17 protein-coding genes are annotated in these 22,381 nt (G+C 47.0%); 14 read left to right on the top strand and 3 right to left on the bottom strand.

Translation table 11 applies throughout. The annotated features are described in order from the left end of the window. Window positions 1–7 precede the first annotated feature (7 nt). The 6 genes from QZT80_RS12850 (at window position 8) to QZT80_RS12875 (ending at window position 9,382) form a co-directional block, all read left to right on the top strand. A complete protein-coding gene (locus QZT80_RS12850) occupies window positions 8–1,075 on the top strand; it encodes a N(4)-(beta-N-acetylglucosaminyl)-L-asparaginase (protein ID WP_295122364.1) in 1,068 nt (355 codons plus the stop codon). After that, on the top strand, window positions 1,075–1,827 hold the full coding sequence (locus QZT80_RS12855; protein ID WP_295122366.1) for a copper homeostasis protein CutC: 753 nt from the start codon (window positions 1,075–1,077) through the stop codon (window positions 1,825–1,827). The genes QZT80_RS12850 and QZT80_RS12855 overlap by 1 nt, the downstream gene beginning before the upstream one ends. Window positions 1,828–1,899: 72 nt before the next feature. Next, on the top strand, window positions 1,900–2,790 hold the full coding sequence (locus tag QZT80_RS12860; RefSeq protein WP_295122368.1) for an alkaline phosphatase: 891 nt from the start codon (window positions 1,900–1,902) through the stop codon (window positions 2,788–2,790). A gap of 88 nt (window positions 2,791–2,878) precedes the next feature. Continuing rightward, complete coding sequence (locus tag QZT80_RS12865; protein ID WP_295122370.1) at window positions 2,879–3,652, top strand: endonuclease/exonuclease/phosphatase family protein; 774 nt, start codon at window positions 2,879–2,881, stop codon at window positions 3,650–3,652. 449 nt (window positions 3,653–4,101) lie between these two features. Continuing rightward, the gene (locus QZT80_RS12870; protein ID WP_295122372.1) at window positions 4,102–7,017 is read left to right on the top strand and encodes a GH92 family glycosyl hydrolase; all 2,916 of its coding nucleotides are present in this window, start codon (window positions 4,102–4,104) and stop codon (window positions 7,015–7,017) included. 64 nt (window positions 7,018–7,081) lie between these two features. Continuing rightward, a complete protein-coding gene (locus QZT80_RS12875) occupies window positions 7,082–9,382 on the top strand; it encodes a family 20 glycosylhydrolase (protein WP_295122374.1) in 2,301 nt (766 codons plus the stop codon). Window positions 9,383–9,499: 117 nt separating this feature from the next. Here the strand turns inward: QZT80_RS12875 and QZT80_RS12880 are convergent, their stop codons facing one another. Then, a complete protein-coding gene (locus QZT80_RS12880) occupies window positions 9,500–9,910 on the bottom strand; it encodes a hypothetical protein (protein ID WP_295122376.1) in 411 nt (136 codons plus the stop codon). 352 nt (window positions 9,911–10,262) lie between these two features. On the opposite strand from QZT80_RS12880, the gene nagB reads away from it, so the two are divergent. The 4 genes from nagB (at window position 10,263) to QZT80_RS12900 (ending at window position 15,469) form a co-directional block, all read left to right on the top strand. Next, entirely contained in the window at window positions 10,263–12,206 is a 1,944-nt protein-coding gene (nagB, locus tag QZT80_RS12885; RefSeq protein WP_295122584.1) for a glucosamine-6-phosphate deaminase, read from the top strand. A gap of 158 nt (window positions 12,207–12,364) precedes the next feature. Beyond that, complete coding sequence (gene rmuC, locus QZT80_RS12890; protein ID WP_295122378.1) at window positions 12,365–13,795, top strand: DNA recombination protein RmuC; 1,431 nt, start codon at window positions 12,365–12,367, stop codon at window positions 13,793–13,795. Between the two features lie 6 nt (window positions 13,796–13,801). Then, window positions 13,802–14,506, top strand: coding sequence for a phytanoyl-CoA dioxygenase family protein (locus tag QZT80_RS12895; protein WP_295122379.1), 705 nt, complete (start codon window positions 13,802–13,804; stop codon window positions 14,504–14,506). Window positions 14,507–14,542: 36 nt separating this feature from the next. Then, the gene (locus tag QZT80_RS12900) at window positions 14,543–15,469 is read left to right on the top strand and encodes an NAD-dependent epimerase/dehydratase family protein (RefSeq protein WP_295122381.1); all 927 of its coding nucleotides are present in this window, start codon (window positions 14,543–14,545) and stop codon (window positions 15,467–15,469) included. A gap of 50 nt (window positions 15,470–15,519) precedes the next feature. Here the strand turns inward: QZT80_RS12900 and QZT80_RS12905 are convergent, their stop codons facing one another. After that, on the bottom strand, window positions 15,520–16,599 hold the full coding sequence (locus QZT80_RS12905; protein ID WP_295122383.1) for an acyl-CoA desaturase: 1,080 nt from the start codon (window positions 16,597–16,599) through the stop codon (window positions 15,520–15,522). 262 nt (window positions 16,600–16,861) lie between these two features. Between QZT80_RS12905 and QZT80_RS12910 the strand changes: the two genes are divergently transcribed. Then, window positions 16,862–17,542 (top strand): amidotransferase, encoded by a 681-nt coding sequence (locus tag QZT80_RS12910; RefSeq protein ID WP_295122385.1) that lies wholly within the window; start codon window positions 16,862–16,864, stop codon window positions 17,540–17,542. A gap of 4 nt (window positions 17,543–17,546) precedes the next feature. Then, the gene (locus tag QZT80_RS12915; protein WP_295122387.1) at window positions 17,547–18,521 is read left to right on the top strand and encodes a YpdA family putative bacillithiol disulfide reductase; all 975 of its coding nucleotides are present in this window, start codon (window positions 17,547–17,549) and stop codon (window positions 18,519–18,521) included. Here the strand turns inward: QZT80_RS12915 and murB are convergent. Beyond that, on the bottom strand, window positions 18,514–19,530 hold the full coding sequence (gene murB, locus QZT80_RS12920) for a UDP-N-acetylmuramate dehydrogenase (protein ID WP_295122389.1): 1,017 nt from the start codon (window positions 19,528–19,530) through the stop codon (window positions 18,514–18,516). The two genes, QZT80_RS12915 and murB, sit on opposite strands and share 8 nt — an antisense overlap. Window positions 19,531–19,588: 58 nt before the next feature. Here murB and QZT80_RS12925 point away from each other — a divergent pair, with 58 nt between their 5' ends. Both QZT80_RS12925 and QZT80_RS12930 read left to right on the top strand, forming a co-directional pair. Next, window positions 19,589–20,260: an oxidoreductase gene (locus QZT80_RS12925; RefSeq protein WP_295122391.1), complete on the top strand. Its 672-nt coding sequence runs from the start codon at window positions 19,589–19,591 to the stop codon at window positions 20,258–20,260. 41 nt (window positions 20,261–20,301) lie between these two features. Next, window positions 20,302–22,290: a DUF3857 domain-containing protein gene (locus tag QZT80_RS12930; RefSeq protein WP_295122394.1), complete on the top strand. Its 1,989-nt coding sequence runs from the start codon at window positions 20,302–20,304 to the stop codon at window positions 22,288–22,290. The last annotated feature ends 91 nt before the right edge of the window (window positions 22,291–22,381 follow it).

The following is a 22,381-nucleotide window of genomic DNA, read 5'->3' on the forward strand; positions in this document are numbered from 1 at the left end:
TTGATATATGCAAAACAGACGTAATTTTTTAAGCAGCGCCCTAGTTGGCGCTGCTGCCTTTTCACTAGGCGTGTCCGGTGCAGAAGCACAGGACAAAAAGAAGAAAAAGCGCAGCTCAGGCAAAGCCGCCGGTCCTATTGTAATATCTACCTGGGACTTTGGCCGCGCCGCCAACCGCGCTGCATGGGACGTTCTTAAAGCCGGCGGCCGGGCATTGGATGCCGTGGAAGCAGGCGTTAAAATACCCGAAGCAGATCCCAACAACCATACTGTAGGTTACAGTGGTTTTCCCGATCGTGACGGCCGTGTTACACTCGACGCCTGCATCATGGACGAAAAGGGCAACTGTGGTTCCGTAGCCGCCCTCGAACACATTATGCACCCAATTTCGGTGGCACGCCAGGTGATGGAGAAAACACCGCATGTAATGCTGGTGGGCGATGGCGCTTTGCAATTCGCCCTGGCACAGGGATTCGAAAAAACCAACCTGCTTACGCCCGAGTCAGAAAAGGCGTGGAAAGAGTGGTTGAAGAAAGCGGAATACAAACCCGTTATCAACATAGAAAACAAATCGTACGATACGAAAGGTGCCACCGCCTTTAACCCGCTTATGCTGCCGGGCAACGTGTACAACCACGATACGATCGGCATGGTAGCACTGGACGCCAATGGCAACCTGTCCGGCGCCTGCACTACCAGCGGTATGGCCTTTAAAATGCACGGCCGCGTTGGCGATTCCCCTATCATCGGCGCTGGTTTATATGTAGATAATGAAGTGGGGGCCGCCACTTCTACTGGTTTGGGCGAAGAAGTAATTCGCGTGGTAGGCAGCTTCCTCGTGGTAGAACTGATGCGCCAGGGTTATTCGCCGGAGGATGCCTGCAAAGAGGCAGTAACACGTATTGTGAAAAAGAACCCGGAAAGAGCCAAAGGCATTCAAATCGGTTTCCTGGCACTGAATAAAAAAGGTGAACACGGCGCTTACTGCCTGCAGAAAGGTTTTAACTACGCTGTTTGCACCGGCGATACCGAAGATAAAAACACCCTCATCGACGGTAAGACTTACTTTAAATAATGAAGATCACTCTTGAAATATGTGCCGCATCCGTTGCTTCCTGTGTAGCTGCACAGGAAGGCGGTGCGGATAGAATAGAACTGTGCGACAACCTGCTGGAAGGTGGCACCACACCCAGTTATGCCACCATTTCCCTTGCCAGGGAGAAAGTAAAGATCGCCATCTACCCTATCATACGCCCCCGCGGCGGCGATTTCCTGTACAGCGGCCTGGAATACGAAACCATGAAACGCGACATCGTAATGTGTAAACAGCTCGGCTGCGATGGTGTTGTGATCGGCCTGCTTACGCCTGATGGCAAAGTGGACATTCCCCGTACAAAAGCCCTGGTAGAACTTGCCTGGCCAATGGGTGTAACGTTTCATCGTGCGTTCGACATGACGGACGATCCCATGCAGGCGCTGGAAGATGTGATAGCCACGGGCTGTGAACGTATCTTAACTTCCGGCCATCGTAATACTGCGGTAGAAGGAATTGAACTGCTGGCCGAACTGGTTAAAAAGGCCGAAGGAAGGATCGCCATCCTTGTCGGTTCCGGTGTACGGTCGACCAACATCGCACAACTGATTAAAGAAACCGGCGCACAGGAGTTTCATACCACCGCAAAGGCTTATATCGAAAGTGGCATGCAGTACCGCAATCCCAATGTGAGCATGGGCGGCATTCCCGGCGTTCCTGAGTACGGCATTTCCCAGACGCAGGCCAGCGAGGTGAAGCTCATCCTCGAAATCGCCGGCCAAACTAATAGCTAAAATCCACTGATCAATATTTTACATTAACTAAACTTTGTTTAGCTTAGCTTTACATAAAGTTTAGTCAATATCATGAAAAATTGGTTCGTAACGGGCGCTATCCTGCTTGCCGCCTGCATCTCCACTACCGCCCAGGTAAAAGGAGTTAAACATGTGATCGTAATAGGTATGGACGGATTGGGCGCTTATGCATTCCCAAAATCAGATATTCCTCATATTAAATCTTTGATGAACGAAGGCGCCTGGTCGTTAGAAGCGCGTAGCGTACTCCCTTCCTCGAGCGCTGTAAACTGGGCGTCGATGGTGATGGGCGCCGGTCCGGAGTTGCACGGCTTTACCGAATGGGGCAGCCAAAAACCGGAACTACCTTCCCGCGAGCTCGACCAGTACGGTCTATTTCCATCAATTTATACCTTACTTCGCCAACAGCAGCCTAAGTCCGAAATAGGCGTGATCTTCAACTGGGGCGGCTATGGTTATCTTTTCCCCAAAGCGGCGGTAAACACCTGGGCAAATCCTGCCGACACTTACCTCACTATCGACTCCGCCATTACCTATCTCAGTACAAAAAAGCCCGACCTTTTATTTATCCATCTGGATGAGCCTGATCATGTTGGGCATAATATTGGTCATAATACACCTGCTTATTTCGAACAGGTACATAAAAACGACAGCCTGGTTGGTAAGGTAATTGCAGCTATGAAAGAGGCAGATATGTGGGATAACAGCATTATCCTTCTTACAGCCGACCATGGAGGGATAGATAAGGGGCATGGCGGAAAAACCATGCAGGAGATGCAGATACCATGGATCATACGCGGCAAAGGCATCAGGAAAAATCATGAGATAGGGCAAAGTATTGTGACATATGATACTGCTGCTACCCTCGCCTGGATTTTCGGCTTAAAAACGCCACAGGTATGGGTTGCACGACCAGTAACAGAAGCATTTGAGAAGAGATAATTATAAGATGCCGGGCCCGCGATGTTAGCTGAAAATCTTTACATTTATATATCATCTAACCGGACCGGCATCTAAATCAACTATTATTATGAAGCATTTGACTTTCATTTTGTTAACGCTAACAGGAACAGTGACGATCGGAATGGCGAAAGCGCAGCAACACATCAAAGTACTTACTTACAACATCCATCACGGCGAAAATGTAAAAGGTGAGCAAAACCTACAGGGCATCGCAAATGTAATATTAGCTACAGATCCCGACCTGGTGGCCTTGCAGGAAGTAGACAGTGTTACCAGGCGGGTTAAGATGGCAGACCAGATGAAAGAACTGGCCGCACAAACCGGTATGTATATTTACTTTGGAAAAGCTATGAATTACGATGGTGGCGGTTATGGAACCGGTATTTTATCCAAGTTCCCTATTAAAGACCAACGTTCTATCGCATTACCGGCGCATGGTACAGGCAGTGAACCCCGTGTAGCTGCTATGGTTACATTACAGCTTCCGGGTGATAGCCTGATCCAGTTTATCAGCACCCACCTCGATCATCTCGACGATCCTGCCGCACGTATACAGCAAATAAATCTGCTGTTACAGCACGTCAAAAATGCTCATCCGCTGATTATTGCAGGCGATTTTAATGCTGCTCCCGACTCTAAAGAGATAGGTTTAATAAAAGCGCATTTTTCAGATGCGACGGCTAGCTTAGGCGCTACCTGGCCCTCTGAAAAACCAGAGAAGAAGCTGGATTACATCTTTTTGTCGGGCAAAGGCAATTGGGAGGTGAAGAGAGCAGAAGTGATCGGAGAAGCTATTGCATCAGATCACAGGCCGGTGTTGTGCGAGCTTGATTTAAAATAGGTGCGGCTGATATCATCGACCGCCGTTACGTTCATGAGGTGCAGATAATCAACCGTTACCCCTTTAACGTGAAGCATTACGACGCATTCCGTCATACAAATTCCATATGTTTATAAGCGCATAAAAATCCCTTATAGCTACCAGGAATAACTGACTGATTTGAAATTAACACAGCTACTCTATCGTGCTAAAGAAAAATGAACCATTAGCAACCTACAAATTACTGGTAATCAAAAAGATAAATAGCAATCTACCGTCAAATCAAAAACAAATTTTGTTCTTATAATGGTACTATCTTCTCTGCGATACGACTTCCTGCCAGTAACATCGCCGACAGCACAACAACTTAAACGTTTTAGCCTGTCTATTTTAGCACCCTAATCTTTATCTTAGCCAATTATTAATAACCAAAAGGCCGAGGGCCTCTGTAAAGGCAAAACTTTGTTAGAATGAAAAAATGGTTGGTTGCGCTAACCTTTGGGTTGGTCTCTGTAGCACAGGCACAGCAGAAAGATTATTCCACGATCGTGAACCCGTTCATTGGAACAAGCGGTCACGGCCACACTTATCCCGGCCCAAGTATGCCTTTTGGCATGGTACAATTAAGTCCGGACACCCGCCTGAAAGGCTGGGACGGATGCAGCGGTTACCACTACTCCGATTCTATTATCTATGGCTTCTCCCACACCCATCTTAGCGGTACGGGCATTGAAGATTATTGCGACATTCTCGTAATGCCTACAACCGGCACTTACGAATGGAACAACGAGAAATACGCCTCTCCGTTTTCTCACAAAAATGAAAAAGCATACGCTGGCTTTTACAGTGTGAAACTGGATAAATACAATGTACAGGCCTCGCTTACCGCTACCAAACGTGTTGGCTTACACAAGTACGAATTTGCCGCTGGCACCAAAGAGGGCAATGTATTGCTGGACCTTTACCACCGCGACATCGTAAAAGACTCCCGCCTGAAAATCATCAACGATTCTACAGTAGTAGGCATGCGCCGCTCTACGAGCTGGGCGCAAGACCAGGTAGTTTACTTTGCCATGAAGTTTTCGCGCCCGTTCAAAAAGCACACGGTAGCGCAGGACAACAACGACAAAGGCGCGCTGAAAGAAGCCCAGGGCACCAATATCAAATCGTATTTCACTTTTGATATTAACGGACCATTGTATGTAAAAGTGGCCATCTCCGGTGTTAGTGAAGATGGCGCGATGCGTAACCTGGATGCGGAGTTAAAAGATTACAACTTCGACAAAGTGGTGGCCGACGCCAAAACCGCCTGGAATAAAGAATTAGGAAAGATTGAAATTAAAGGCGGCACCGCCGATCAGCAAACGATCTTTTACAGCGCATTATATCATGCCTGCCTTAATCCAAACCTGTATATGGATGTAGACGGCCAGTTCCTCGGTACTGACAAGAAAGTACATAAAGCAGAAGGCTTCGAAAACCACAGCGTATTTTCTCTCTGGGACACCCACCGTGGCCTTCATCCTCTAATGACCATCATCGATCAGAAAAGAACAAACGACTGGATTAATACCTTCCTTGCGCAATATAAATACGGTGGCATGCTGCCCGTTTGGGAGCTGAGCGCAAATGAAACCTTCTGTATGATTGGTTATCATGCCATTCCTGTAATGGCAGATGCTTACCAGAAAGGGATTCGTGGTTACGATGCAAAATACGCAATGGAGGCGATGAGAAGCTGGGCAGAAAGTGACCGTTTTGGTATACAGGATTACATCCGCCAGGGTTACCTGAATACGGAAACCCAGGCAGAATCGGTATCGCGTATATTGGAATATGCCTATGACGACTGGTGTATTGCACAAATGGCGAAACTACAGGGCGATAAAGAAGTATACAATCGTTATACACAAAGAGCGCAGTATTACAAAAACATCTTCGACGCCTCTACCGGTTTTATGCGTGGCAAAACAGGCGGGCGCTGGTTTTCTCCCTTCAACCCAACTGAAGTAAATAACTTTTTCACAGAAGCTAACAGTTGGCAATACAGCTTTGCGGTACAGCAGGATGTGAGCGGTTTGATTAAGTTACAGGGCGGCAAAGCAGCCTTCACCGCCAAACTGAATAAACTGTTTACAACTAACGAAGTCCTCTCTGGCCGCGAGCAATCGGACATTACTGGTTTAATAGGACAGTATGCACATGGCAACGAACCAAGTCATCATATAACTTACCTGTTTAACTATGTTGGTCAGCCATACCGTACGCAGGAGCTGGTACACGAAGTACTTACTACCCTGTATCACAACAATCCCGATGGCCTTAGCGGTAACGAAGATTGCGGACAGATGAGCGCATGGTATGTACTGAGTTCTATGGGCTTTTACTCCGTAACACCCGGTAGCGGCATATATGCCATAGGCACTCCCTTATTCGATGAGGTGAAAATCAACCTTGAAAATGGTAAAACCTTTACCATTAAAACGAATAACAGGACGGCAAAGAACTTTTACATTACATCTGCCAAACTGAATGGCGCTAATTATACCAAAAGCTACTTTCAGCATGCAGATATTATGAACGGCGGCACACTGGAATTTAACATGAGCGCTACCGCCAACAAGCAATGGGGCGCGGCAACAGGCGACGTACCTGTAAGCAGCATTACTGAAAACCTGATTGTTCCTGTTCCTTACGCTATTGCACCTTCCGACAGGTTCCATAACACCACGCCGGTTACGCTTAAAACAGTAGAACCTGGTGCTATAATTTACTATACACTGGATGGCAGCCAGCCTACTACATCTTCTAAAAAATATACGGCCCCCATAGTGATCAAAGAAAGCTGCAAACTGAAAGCTGTTGCATTCAAAGCCGGCCAGTACAGCAAGGTGATGGAAAGTGACTTTTACAGTATTCCGACCGATAAAACAATTACTATCCTCAGCAAAATACATCCGCAATACACAGGTGGCGGCAACGATGCCCTTATCGACGGCATCCGTGGCAAAAGTGACTTCAGGCTGGGTGGCTGGCAAAGCCATTATCCGGGCAACCTCGAAGCCATTGTAGATCTGAAGGCACCACGTAAAGTGAACAAAGTGTCGCTCGGTGTGCTGCAGGACCTTGGTGCATGGATCTGGTATCCTACCCAGGTGGAATTCTTCGCTTCTGCTGATGGTAAAAACTTTACCTCACTCGGTGTAGTTAAAAATACGATCTCCGATAAAGAATATGGCGGCCTTACGCAAGTACTGAGCCTACCCGTGCAAACCACTACCCGTTATATTAAAGTAGTAGCCAAAAACCACGGCACCATCCCGGAATGGCATCCTGGCAAAGGCGAAAACGGTCACCTGTTTGCAGATGAGATCATTATTGAGTAGTTTGAATGTTCCTGGAAAATTAATACAGACCATTACTGACAATAACCAAATATTGCAATACACTATGAGACTAAACTCTTTTCTACGTTTATTGATGATCGCTGTTACCATGGGTGCGGCCGCCTGTAGCAATACCGGCAAACAGTCGCCCAAAGGCACTATACATGCCCTTATCCCGCTTCCGGCAGAAGTAAAGGAGAATGCAGATTCGTTCCTGATTGATAAACAAACCACGATTGTTGCCGCCACTGCGGAAGACAAACAATCCGCAGCTTTGTTTAATGCATACCTGAAAGAACTGACCGGGTACGAACTGACGGTTGCTGACAATGGTGATAAAAACGCCATCGTACTGAAAACCGGCAACGATACCACCGCCAAAGAAGGATATCGTCTTTCCGTTAAAAATGACCTGGTGACCATTAACGGCAACAGCGGCGCGGGTACCTTTTACGGCATCCAGACTCTTATTCAGCTATTGCCGGTGGAAAAAGGCAACGCACTATTGGTACCTGGTGTAGATATCGCAGACCAACCGCGTTTTTCTTACCGTGGCCTGCACCTGGATGTGGGTCGCCACTTCTTCCCGGTAGATTTCATTAAAAAGTATATCGATCTGCTGGCGATGCATAAAATGAATACGTTTCACTGGCACCTTACGGATGACCAGGGCTGGCGTATAGAAATTAAGAAGTATCCCCGCCTACAGGAAGTGGCTTCCAAACGTAAGGAAACCATGGCCGGCCATTATAACGACAACAAGTATGATGGCAAACCTTACGGTGGTTATTACACCCAGGAAGAAGTGAAAGATGTAGTGAAATATGCGGCAGAACGTTTTGTAACGGTCCTTCCTGAAATAGAGATGCCCGGCCACGCACTGGCGGCGCTTACTGCATTTCCCAGCTTTGGATGCACCGGTGGCCCGTACGAAACAGGCACCCGTTGGGGTGTTTACGACGATGTATTTTGCGCAGGCAACGATTCCGTTTTCTTCTTTTTACAGGATGTGATAGATGAGATATTGCCACTGTTCCCGAGCAACTACATTCACATAGGCGGCGATGAAAGCCCGAAAGTGCGTTGGGAGAAATGCCCGAAATGCCAGAAGCGTATTAAGGACGAGCATTTGAAAGACGAACATGCGTTACAGAGCTACTTTATCCAGCGCATGGAAAAATACATCAACAGCAAAGGCCGTCGCATTATTGGCTGGGACGAGATCCTGGAAGGCGGTTTAGCGCCCGATGCTACCGTGATGAGCTGGAGAGGTACCGAAGGTGGTATTGCCGCGGCACAACAAGGTCACGATGTGGTGATGACCCCAGGCAGCCATGTATACTTCGATTATTATCAGTCTAAAGGAAAAAATGAACCAGTAGCCATAGGCGGATTTTTACCAGTAAGCAGGGTTTACAGCTTTGAGCCTGTACCCGATGCCTCGCTGCTGGACCCGTCAAAAGCCAAACACATTATTGGCGCACAGGCCAACCTGTGGACAGAGTACATTAAAACTCCCGAACACGTAGAATACATGGTGTATCCACGCGCAGTGGCATTGGCCGAAGTAGTGTGGACCAAACCTGAATTGAAAAACTACGACAACTTCCTCGAAAGGTTAAAAGTACACCTGAAACGCCTCGACATCAAAAAAGTAAACTACGCCAAACACATTTTCATGGTAACAGGTGTGGTAGAAAACGATGAAAAAGGCAATATGCAGGTAAAACTGAGCAGCGAACTGGATGGTAGCAAAATCGTGTACACCCTTGACAGCAGCGCGCCTTCCGTTAATTCCACTGCTTACACAACTCCGGTAGCCATTACTAAAAGTGGTACTTTCCGCGGCGTGGTATTGCAGGATGGCAAACCGTTCGGCGATGAGTTTGAACAAACTTTCTCCTTTAATAAGGCTACCGGCAAAACCGTTACGCTGAAAAAAGCGCCACATGAGAAATACAATCCAGGCAGTCCCTTCTCCCTGGTGAATGGTATCCAGGGCGTAGAGAAGTTTAACGATAACCAGTGGTCGGCCTTCCAGGGCGACTTTGAAGCTACGGTAGACATGGGCGACAGCACAGATATCAGTAAATTCGGATTGAGCATCCTTAAGTACAACGACCAGTGGATATATCAACCTAAGGAAATCGTGTTTTATGTGTCTAACGACGGTAAAATCTGGAAAGAAGTAGCCAAAACCAGTTCTTTCCCTTCCAATGGTATTAATAAAGTAAGACTGGCTGTTAACGGCGTAAAAGCCCGTTACGTGAAAGTATTCGCGAAACACTTCGGTAACATTCCGAATGGTGCGCAGGGCGCGGGTAATCCCTCCTGGCTGTTTGTAGACGAAATCGTAATAGACTAACATACAAAAGGGCGGCATTCAAATGCCGCCCTTTATTCTTACCCACTTTTCATTAAGCCGGGTATGCTTGCCGGCCTGCATTCTAACATTTGACTATGACTCGCACAGTCCCCATCATTACATTTTATTTACCCACAGGTTCCATTTAGCGTCGAATTTGTACCACTCGCCTTGTGGGCCTTCCCATTTCCACTCAGGTGCTTCGCTCCATTTTTTACCTTCGTCGGCACTCCACCACAGTTTACCATCGCCAATTTTCAGCCATTTGCCGTCTTTATCGGCCCACATGCCGCTTTCTACCGCAGCCCATTTTTTACCGTCGGTGCTCCACCAAAGTTTGGCGCTTTTGTCCAGTTTATACCAATAGGTTTTACCGTCCATTTTGCCTTCCCAGGTACCAGTGGCGCTCTTTTTGAAGTCGGCCAGCTTGGTTTCATTAGTTACATTATTAACAGCAGCATTTGCAGAATTTACGTTTAGGGCAAGCAGCATACAGATCGCTGTTGCAGCGAATAACAACTTTTTCATTGGATCAATAAATTTAAAATAGATTAATTAAGATGATATGTAGCGACAACGAAGCAATCCGGATATTTGATGCGCTGTTGCTTACCTTTTCTCCTGTAGTTGCCGGCTTTCCGGACCGGCAATCAGTTTACATGCATGTTTCTGAGCGGAGGTACTTTAATAAACGGAGAATAAATACACTTGGATTGCAAAACACCATAACAAGTTTTAGCAGGGCACAGAAATCCGTTCAAACATTGCCGTTTTTCCTTTATTATTTTCTAAGTATATCGTTGTACATTAAATAATTCCGAAATTACTCAGAGAATCGCGGGATTTTCTTTAATTTTCCGGCTCGTTTTTTCAAACGCATATCAAAAAACAATACGTCATGACCATCAATCACCAGGAAATTGAACTGATAGACAGTTTTGAACAGATTGTCGTGGACATTCATCCCTCCGCAAAAGAGGGTTCCAAAGCCGTTGCCGCCGAAATCGCGGAATTGATCCGCCAGAAAGCGGCCGCTAAAGAACCCTGCGTGCTGGGACTGGCCACAGGCTCTACACCTAAGTATTTGTATGCAGAGCTGGTACGCCTGCATAAAGAAGAGGGACTTAGCTTTAAAAACGTTGTTACGTTTAACCTGGACGAGTATTACCCGATTGAGCCGGATGCCTTACAGAGCTACAACCGTTTCATGAAGGAGCAATTGTTTAATCATATTGATATACCAGAAGGCAACTACCACGTTCCGGACGGCACACTGCCGAAGGAGAAGATGAAGGCCTATTGCGAAGAATACGAGCGCAAAATCGAAGCGGCCGGCGGTTTGGACATCCAGATCCTGGGAATCGGTAACAACGGGCACATCGGCTTTAACGAGCCGGGTTCCAGCATTAACTCCCACACCCGCCTTATTACCCTGGACAATGGCACCCGTATCGCTAACGCTTACGAGTTCCCGAATATGAGCCAGGTACCTCGTTTGGCCATTACCATGGGCATTAGCACCATTATGAGAGCCAAACGTGTGATCCTGATGGCATGGGGTTCTCACAAATCCAAGATCGTTCGCAGGTCGGTAGAAGGTCATAGCACCGACCAGGTGCCCGCTTCCCTGTTACAACAACACAGAAATGTGAAGTTTGTCGTGGACGAACAGGCTGCCCACGACCTTACCCGCAACAAGGAGCCGTGGCTTACCGGTGATTGCGAATGGACGCCCGCCCTTATCCGCAAAGCCGTTACCGGCCTGGCGATGAAGCTGAACAAAGCTATCCTCATGCTTACCGATAAGGATTACAATGAGAATGGTTTGAACGACCTGGTAGTACAATATGGTTCGGCTTACGAACTGAACATCAAAGAATTTAACGCCATCCGCGATACCATAACGGGCTGGCCCGGCGGTAAACCAGGCGCACAGCTGCCTAATCACCCCGAGCGCTCAGAGCCTGCTAAAAAACGTGCCCTTATCTTCTCTCCTCACCCAGATGATGATATCATCTCCATGGGCGGTACTTTTATCCGTTTACACGAGCAGGGGCACGATGTACATGTAGCTTACCAGACTTCCGGTAACATTGCCGTAACCGACGAGTTTGTGCTTCGCTTTATCGACTTCGCCGTAGGTTTCGAAGGCATGTTCGATATCAGCAACAAAAAGAGCAGTGAGATCCTGGAAGAAGCAAAAGCGTTCATCAGAACTAAGAAAACAAGTCAGAAAGATACCCCGGAGATCCGCGCTATTAAAGGCCTGATCCGCCGTTGCGAAGCCAAGGCTACCTGCCGTTACGTAGGTATCAAGGAAGAAAACGCGCATTTCATGAACCTGCCGTTCTACGAAACTGGCCTGGTAGAAAAGAAACCCATGGGGCCTGAAGATGTGGAACTGACCGTTGCTCTGCTCCGTAAACTGAAACCACAGCAGATCTATTGTGCAGGCGACCTCGCCGATCCGCATGGTACGCACAAGGTTTGCCTGGACGTGATCTTCGCCGCTCTTGATATCCTTAAAGATGAAGATTGGGCTAAAGATTGCTGGGTATGGCTGTACAAAGGCGCATGGCAGGAGTGGGATATCCACGAAATCGAAATGGCGGTACCAATGAGTCCCGACCAGATCGTGCAGAAACGCCTCGGCATCTTCATCCACCAGAGCCAGAAAGACGTAGTGCCTTTCCAGGGTACCGACCTTCGCGAGTTCTGGCAGAGAGCCGAAGACCGTAACGCCAACACGGCTGATCTCTATGATCGCCTGGGATTACAGAAATACGCCGCTATCGAGGCTTTCGTACGTTACCACTTCATGTAAACGCACAAACGCCTTACAATATATTAACGCCTCTGCACCGCAGGGGCGTTTTTGTTACGGCACATTTACAATAATGTGCATAGAATGTGCGTTGCACTATCATCGCATTGGTTAACTTTGAAATTGCTTATAACACTCGTTAAACACCACGTAACCATATGAACGTGACCCTCATTCTTACCCTGGTGGCCGGGCTGATAGCCGGTAGCTTTGCAGGCTATCTTATCCTCCGCAACCTTTTATTAAGGCATTATGTGCCCAAAACCGAAGCCGACCAGCTACGCCTCGAAATGGCCCGGGGCCTTACCCGCGAGCAGGTAGAAGAACGTTATGTATTACGTGAACTCCACATCAGCCTCCAAAATAACCTGCGCGAAAAGGATCATGAACTCAATGATCTTAAAAATGTGATCTTTAATAAAGACAATCACATACTGGACCTGAGTACTGAAAAAACTGCCCTGCAAAAAGTAAACGAGCATCTCGAAGACAAACTGGATAATGCAAAAAAGGAGCTGGACGCCATTCTTGTCAATTCTAAAGAACAGTTTAAACTGCTGGCCGAAGAGATCGTAAAGGAGAAAGGGAAAGATTTGTCTGATGCCAATAAAGTAACGCTGGACGCACTGCTTAATCCTCTTAAAACGGATATTAACAATTTTAAGAAAACGATAGAAGATACACGTAAAGAAGATATACAGGACCTTACTTCGCTGAAGAAAGAAATTGAAGGCCTGCAAAAATTAAACATCCGGTTGAGCGAAGATGCACAACGCCTGGCGGGTGCCTTACGAAGCGATGTAAAGGTACAGGGCAACTGGGGCGAAGACAGGCTGAAACTGATTCTTGAATCGGAAGGCCTGCAGAACTACATCGACTTTACCAACCAGGGCACTTACCGCGACGAGGAAGAAGGCCAGAACCGCCGTCCGGACTGTATCCTGCGATTACCAGATGGCAAACACCTGGTGATTGACAGCAAGGTATCGCTTAACGCTTATGTAGAATATTTCAACGCCTCCGATCCCGGGCAGAAAAAGGAATCGCTGAAACAACTGGTCCGTAATATCACCGACCACATTGATATACTCGCTAACAAAAACTACCAGGCACTGGCAGGACTGCAAACACCAGATTTCGTGTTTATGTTCATGCACTTTGAATCGGCCCTCACGCTCGCCATGAACGAAAGCCCTGATATATTCAACAGGGCCCTCGCACGTAAAATCGTGATCATCACCCCCACTACTCTTGTGGCTACTATGAAAGTTGTAAAACTGCTGTGGCAAAAAGAAAACAGGGTAAAGAACGTGGAAGAGATTTTCCGCCAATGTGGCTTACTGTATGATAAGTTCGTGATGTTTACCGAAGAAATGCAAAAGGTGGGTAAAAGTCTGGGGGATGCCAGCAGGGCTTATAAAGATGCGATGGACAGGCTGCGTGATGGCACGCGCAAAGGCGATACCATCATCGGTAAATTTCAACTGATCCAAAACCTGGAAGCAAAAACCACCAGGAAACTACCCGATAATATACTGAATGAAATTTCTATGCTGGATGATGATATTTATCCGGTGGTGAACAGATAGCTAGTCATGGAACAACAAATACGGGAACAGGGATTCACGATAGTAAACGATATATACACCGCGGAAGAAGTAAAAGAAATGTTAACTGCCATCCATCAGGCAGACAGCTCCCGCTCCACTTTTCGCCAGACAGACGATTTATTCGCCATCAGACAGGCACTGAAGGAAATACCTTCCCTATCTCCCATCATCTTTAATTATCGCCTTAAAACGCTGATAAAGGAGGTTTTTGGCGGGAGATACTTTGTGGTGAAGTCAATTTACTTTGATAAACCCGGTAAATCCAACTGGTTTGTAGCCTGGCACCAGGACCTCACCATCTCCGTAAAAGAAAAAACGGACGTAGAAGGCTACGGCCCCTGGACGGTGAAACAGGATCAGTATGCCGTGCAACCACCTCTTTCCATACTGGAACAAAACTTCACAATTCGTATACACCTCGACGATACAAACGACCAGAATGGCGCGCTAAAGGTGGTGCCAGGTTCTCACAAGAAAGGAATATACCGGCCTGAAACAATTAACTGGCAGGAAGAAACAGCGGTAAGCTGCCCCGTACCACAGGGAGGCATTATGATCATGAAGCCCTTGCTGTTGCACGCTTCTGGCCGCACACTAAATGAAAAGAACCGCCGCGTACTGCACATAGAATTCAGCCAAACAAGCCTCCCCGAGCCTTTCCAATGGGCCGAAAAAACAACCACCATTTAAAGAGCATCATCCCTTATCTTTATAGAAAATAAGAAGATGCAAACAATACTTGGCGCAAATGGGGTAATAGGAAAGGAACTGTCGAAAGCACTCGTTCCCTACACCTCCGCAATTCGCCAGGTTAGCCGTAAGCCTCAAAAGGTAAATGCCACCGATGAAGTGTTTGCCGCCGACCTCACTGACTATCAGCAAACCTTAAAGGCAGTGGAAGGATCTTCTGTTACTTATCTTACTGTAGGACTCCGTTACCACTATAAAACATGGCAGCGCTTATGGCCACTGATCGTGCAAAACGTTATCAATGCCTGTAAAATAAGCGGTTCTAAACTGGTATTTTTTGATAATGTGTACATGTACGGTAAGGTAGATGGATGGATGACAGAGGAAACGCCGTACAGGCCGGCAAGTAAGAAAGGAAAGATACGCACGATGATCGCACAAACGCTGCACGACGAAATGCAACGTGGCGCACTACCTGTTATAATAGCCAGGGCAGCCGACTTCTACGGACCTGGCGCAGAAAACAGTATACCTAATATACTCGTACTCAACAACCTGAATAAAGGTGCTAAGCCGCAATGGATGGGCGATTCAAACACCCGTCACTCTTTTACTTATACACCGGATGCCTGCCGGGCAGTAGCCCTCCTGGGCAACACACCATCGGCCTACAACCAGGTATGGCACCTGCCCACTGATAAAAATGCGCTTACCGGCAAAGAATTTATACGCGCCGCCTGCGAGATATATGGGAAAGAGACTAAATTCTCGGTATTACCCACCTGGATGCTGCGTTTAGCGGGCCTTTTTAAAGCAGAAATGGGAGAATTGGTGGAAATGATGTACCAGTACGACTACGACTATCTGTTTGACAGTTCGAAGTTTGAGAATGCCTTCCAATTTAAACCCACTACTTACCAGGAAGGCCTGAGAGCAACGGCTGCCCTTATGAAAAAGCATTAAGCAAAAAGCCCGCTGCATGGCAGCGGGCTTTTTGCTTATATATGTTATACTCACGCGAAAGCGGGCTTTTTACCTAATTCTTTTAAAAACCTGAAGTGGGATACAACCGCACTTGTCATCGTTGGCATGCAATGGTAGTCAAGGTTATGCTTTTTACATTCGGCTGCTACAATCTTACTTAACGCAGGATAGTGTACATGGCTGATACGGGGGAACAGGTGATGTTCTACCTGGTAATTTAAACCACCTACGTACCAGGAAATGATTTTATTGTCGGGAGCAAAGTTCGAAGTCGTTTTGATCTGGTGTACTGCCCACTCGCTCTCTATCTGTGTATCGGCAATACCTGCCACCTCAAACTCTGTTTCTTCCACCACATGCGCCAGCTGGAACACTACGGCAAGTGTAAACCCAAGGGTAATGTGCATAGCGCTAAATCCTACAAGCCAGGCTTTCCAGCCTACTAATACGATTGGCAGCGCTACATAAAAAGCCACGTATAAGATTTTGCTAAGCCAAAAAAGGAAATGGTCCTGGGCCGACATTGTTTTAAGTGGTGTATTGTGTACTTTTTTGCCGAGGTATTTCTGGAAGTCGTTGATGAAAGTCCAGGCGAAAGAGCTGATAGCGTACATTAAAGGTACATACAGGTGCTGTATGCGGTGTACCGGCACCCAGCGCTGCGTTTGGCAATGACGCATAAGCGGGCTTTTCGCGATATCATCATCTATACCATCTACGTTAGTGTACGTATGGTGAATGATGTTGTGTTTATGTTTCCAGATAAAGGAATTACCACCAAGGGCGTTCAGGGTGAGGCCCAGGGTGTCATTTACCCAGTTTTTTGTAGAATAACTGCCGTGCAAGGCATCATGCATTACATTAAAGCCGATGCTCGCCAGTATAAGGCCCAGCATGGAGCAGAGCACGATACCCACAATCGCTGGCATGCTAACAGTAAGCACCACCACATAAATGGCAATAGCAGCAGGGATAAGTATAGCCGTTTTATGATACAACCTCCAGTTGCCTGTCCTTCTCAACTTCGTCTCCTCAAAATATGCATCAACAGACGCTTTCAGAGATTGAAAAAAAACCGCATTCTTGTTGTTAAAGGTAACTTTTGACATTTGTAACAATTGGACCGGCATTGCTGTATTTTACCGGCATTAATAATTCAGGTTTTTGTAAGGCTAGTTAGCTTGACTCTCTCTGGTCTCCACCATCAATAAACTGCGCAATCTAAATATCCTACAAAGATAGTATTTTAATCCTATGTGAAGATTATTTACCTATGAATTGTGATTAAATTAACAGCCATTGTACGACTTTATTAGCAGGTAAACATCCTTAGGATTGGTATCTTTGATAACGCAAAATAAAGGAGACTAAATGCACATTCATTATTTTCAGCACGTTCCCTTCGAAGGGCTCGGTTGTATTGCAGACTGGATAAGCCGTAAAGGTCATAAAGTAAGCGTAACCCGCTGGTATGCCAACGATACCCCTCCCCCATTGGCCGAAACAGACTGGCTTATTATAATGGGAGGCCCAATGGGAGTTTACGATCAGGACAAATACCCCTGGCTCGAAACCGAAAAAAACTATATACGTGATGCCATACAACAAGGTAAACGGGTACTGGGCATTTGCCTGGGCGCTCAGCTTGTTGCAGCGGCACTGGACGCCAAAGTATATCCCAATCAGCAAAAAGAAATAGGCTGGTTTCCGGTACACTTCGAAAAAACAGCACCACTGGCCGATTTCATGCCTGTTACGGCTACCGTTTTCCACTGGCATGGCGATACATTTGACCTGCCCGAAAATTCGGCACTGTTTGCTTCTACACCCGCCTGCCGCCACCAGGCCTTCGTTTACGGCGATAAAACGGTGGGACTCCAGTTTCACTTTGAAGCTACAGAGGCTTCTGTAGCAGAAATGCTGGAACACGGACAGTCAGAACTGGTGGAAGATACTTATATTCAGCGTGCGGAAGAGATAGTAGCGGGCAACGGGCACATTGCGCTCAATAACCAATTGATGTTTAGTTTGTTAGACAGAATGGAGAAATAACAATATGAAAAAAGTACAGTTACTGATCGTTGGCGGAGGGCCTATCGGACTGGCCTGCGCACTTGCAGCACAAAAAGAGGGAATTGATTACGTGGTGATTGAAAAGGGCTGCCTGGTAAACTCGCTGTACCACTACCCGCTTAACATGACGTTTTTCTCCACTTCTGAAAGACTGGAAATCGGCGGCATACCTTTCGTATCCATCAACCCTAAACCTACACGCCCCGAAGCCATGGAGTATTACCGGCGCGTGGCGACTTCCAAAGAGTTGAATGTAAACCTGTTCGAAGAAGTACAAGAGGTAACGCCCAAGACTGACCACTATATCGTCAGCACCTCGAAGGCCACCTACGAAGCACAGTTCGTGATCATCGCCACCGGCTTCTATGATATTCCAAACCTGTTAAACGTACCCGGCGAAGAATTGCCGAAGGTAACACACTATTATAGAGAACCTCACTTCTACGCCATGCAGCACGTACTGGTGGTGGGCGCTAACAACTCCTCTGTAGATGCGGCCCTGGAAACCTATCGCAAAGGGGCACACGTTACCATGGTCATCCGCGAAGGCGAAATCGGCAAAAGAGTAAAATATTGGGTAAAGCCGGATATTGAAAACCGTATCAGCGAAGGCTCGATTACAGCATACTTCCATTCTTCCCTCACCGCTATCCGTGAAACAGAAGTAGATATCACCACGCCAGGCGGTGTTGTGACTATCCCGAACGACTATGTGTTGGCTATGACGGGCTACCAGCCCAACTTCGCTTTCCTTGAAAAATGTGGAGTGCAATTATCGGCTGACCTTAAGAAATACCCGACCTATAGCAGCGAAACCATGGAAACCAACCTGGGTAACATTTACCTGGCCGGCGTGGTTTGCGGTGGTATGGACACACACGTATGGTTCATCGAAAACTCGAGGGAACATGCCGACAGGATACTGGCTAATATTGCTGATAAACTCGGGCTTAAATAATATTCACTTCCCGCTCCAGGTCTACGCCGAACTTGGCTTTTACCGTGCTTAATACGTAAGTAGAAAGATCGTATATCTCAGATCCCGTGGCATTGCCGTAATTCACCAATACCAGCGCCTGTTTGGCGTGTACACCGGCATCGCCTGTACGGTATCCCTTCAGTCCACACTGATCGATAAGCCAGCCTGCCGCCAGCTTGTAATGTCCGCCAGCCAAAGGATAAGCTACAACATCAGGAAAAGCGGCTTTTAAGGTTTCGTATTGCGCACTGCTGATCTCCGGATTTTTAAAGAAACTGCCTGCATTCCCAATCTCTGCCGGGTTAGGCAGTTTGGAACTTCGGATATTGATCACCGCCTGACTGATGGACTGTAAAGACAACTGGGTGATGCCCATGTGTGCCAACTCCTGCTCAATGGCGCCGTAAGTGGTATTAAAATGATGTTTTTTATGGAGACGGTACACCACCGACATAATCGCGAACTGGCCTTTGTACTGGCGCTTGAACACACTTTCACGATACCCGAAATCGCAGGCGTCCTTGTTAAAGTTCACTACCGCATGATCGTTCATGTGATAAGCCGACAACTCGTAGAACGTATCCTTAATCTCTGCGCCATAAGCCCCTATGTTCTGCATAGGACTGGCACCCACGTTGCCAGGAATAAGTGAAAGATTTTCGAGTCCGGCGAGGTTGTGCTGGATGCAGTACTGCACAAAGCCGTGCCAGTTTTCACCAGCTCCTGCCTGTATATACACATGCTCATCGTCTTCCTTTATGGCATGAATACCTTTAATATCATTCTTCAGCACCAGGCCGTCAAAGTCCTTTGTGAGCAATATATTACTGCCGCCGCCCAGTATCATCCGGGGTACATCTTTCCATTCTTCACTCTCCAGTATTTCCCGAAGGGCCTCTTTGGAGTCAAAACTGGTAAAATAGCGTGCTTTGGCATCAATGCCGAAGGTATTGTAAGGTTTCAGCGAAACATTTTGTGATATCGTCATAAAGGCGCGTTCAAAAATCCTATCTTTAGTAAACCAGACAAAGATAATTAACAAAACTATGTCACACACAGCCATTGTGATAGGCGCCACCGGGCTCACCGGCAGCTGCCTGGTAACCACACTTCTGAGCGATCCTGCGTTTTCCGTAGTAAAAGCTGTTGGCCGAAAGCCGATGCCGCTGGAACATCCCAGGCTGCAAAACATTACATTGTCTTTTGCAGATACTGCCGCGCTGCAGGAAGCATTGCACGGCGATGCTCTCTTTTGCTGCATAGGTACCACTATTAAAAAAGCGGGCAGCAAGAAAGCCTTTATGGAAGTAGACCTTGATATACCGCTTCGTTGTGCCGAAGTGGCAAAACGTAATGGCGTAAAACAGTTCCTGCTGATTTCGGCTATTGGCGCTAATGCCGCTGCCCGTAATTTCTACCTTCGTATAAAAGGTCAGACAGAGCAGGGCGTGGCACGCAGTGGATTCGAAAGCACACATATCTTCCGCCCGTCTTTTATCCTCGGCGAACGCCAGGAATTCCGCCTGGGTGAACAGATAGGGAAAGGACTGATGGCCATGACCACTTTCCTGCTCCAGGGTAAATTGAAAAAATACAGGGGCATTGAAGCAGCGGTGATTGCCGATGCCATGCGAAAAATTGCGCTGCAGCAGGTAAAAGGCACCCATATCTACGAATCAGACGAAATACAGTCTATTTCAGATAACAGTCCTGCTTAATGACCTTTTTTCCTTAATTTGACGCAGCTTTGGAGACGCGTATGAAGAAACTTATCCTAAACATTGCCTGCCTGATATGCCTTGCGCTGCCCATTACCCTGCAGGCCCAGATTAACCGGTATTTGCCCGGCACCTGGAAAGACAAGGTGGCACCCACCGTTATCACCGATAGTTCCCTGTTAAGCGACGACTTCACCATCCTGAACTACAGCGTGGTTTGCAGCTTTGTGCTTACACCTAACGAAGAAGAGGCAAACGTAACCTATAGCCGCTACGAATACCGGCACATACGTATCAATACCGTAAAAGCATCGGACAGCCTTACGAACATTATTATCACGATTCGCCCAAATGAGTCGATAAACTATATGCGCGGCCGCATTATTAAGCCTAATGGCGAAATCAGCGAGCTGGCCGGACAAATGGATTATGTCAAAAGCGGCAACGGCGTAACAAATGGTATACTTACCATCGACCCAATGGAGCCTGGCAGCGAGTTAGAATACGAAACCAAAATATTTGTTACCAAAGACTTCGCAGGCTCTGAATTCTTTCAGAGCGATTATCCCATGCTGGAATCGCACTTCAAAATTCTCTATCCAAAAAAATATGCCATAAGAACGGTTAGCCGTAATGATTATCCCGAGCCGAAAAAGAAAACGGGCGCAACTTACGACAGTTACGAGGCCTCCACAGGTTATGTAGCACCCAAAAAAGTATATACTTACAACTATCGCACGCCGCTGTTGAAGGGCATTGACTTTTCACTGTACCGGTTTGTAACCAATACAGAACGCAGGCGGAACGATACGTTGGATTATACCTGGCAGCAATTTGGCGACGAGCAGTTCTACAAATACTTCTATCTCGAAAAAGCGGAGTTTGCCAAATTGCAGAAAGAACTTGACAGTTGGGCTTTTCTGAAACAGCAAAAGTCACTGCCACTACTGGTTTACCAGATCGAACATTTTATCAAAAATAAATACACGATACTTGAAACGGTAGATACTCCGCAACTGTCAGACATTACCTCCATTCTTCGTAACAAATATGCGAGCAGGGCGGGTATCACCAAACTGATGGCCGCAGTATTTTACATGATGCAGATCCGCTGCCAGCTGATGATTACTGCCGATCGCGACCAGGTACCGCTGGACAGCAATATTGCACGTTACGGAGATGCCAAAAATGTATTACTTTATTTCCCCGATATCAAACAGGCCATGGCACCGGGCGAAAAAGCCTATCAAACGCCCTACTATCCGCCTATGTGGAGCAATATAGAAAGCGTGGTATGCAGCGATACACTTATAGACAACGTATCGAAAGTAAAAGTAAGTTTCATGAAAACACCGTTGCCCGACTACGCCTCCAGCGGTATGCGCAACGAAACTGAAATATGGCTTACAGACACGCCGGGCACGGCCAGATTGCGCACAGTGCAACAGTTTTCGGGCTTTGCAGATGCACAGGTTAAAACCGTCATTGCAGATGTGGAAGTTGATCCTAAAACAAGTTTTAACGCCTTCATCCTGTTAAAGCCAGAACGGAATAACATCATTAGCGTAGAACCTCAAAATATGAAATGGTCGCCGGTGAGCATGAGCGCCCCTTTCACACTTAACAGCACCTATCTCATGCCATCATTTGCACTGGAAATGAACGGCCTTCTTACGCTCAGAACGGGCGCACTGCTGGCTTACCAATATCAGCCTACACAGAAACTGCCACCGGCCGGCGAACCGGTAAACCTGATGTACCCCTGCTATTTCGAACGAAAAGTAATCGTTCATTTACCCAAGGGCTACAAGGTGAAAAATGCGGCGGAATTCAATGCCGATCTTTCCAACATCGATCCTAATACCGGCCTTAAATGTACTATCCGCCAGGATGGCAACGTGGTCACCATTTTCATGATGGAATGGTACAAACATTCTTTGTTGGAAGGCAAATCACGCCAGGCATTTGACAAAATAGCCAATACCGTTACAAGTTATAGGCTGAAAGACCTGGTACTGGAAAAAGAATAATTAAGGGGAACAGGCAGCAGTACACTATTCAGCCGCCGTTGTGTCACTCCCTTCAGCGGCTATAACAACATTGGGCAATGTGTACCGGGCT

The organism is uncultured Chitinophaga sp., assembly GCF_902168175.1.
GTDB lineage: Bacteria > Bacteroidota > Bacteroidia > Chitinophagales > Chitinophagaceae > Chitinophaga.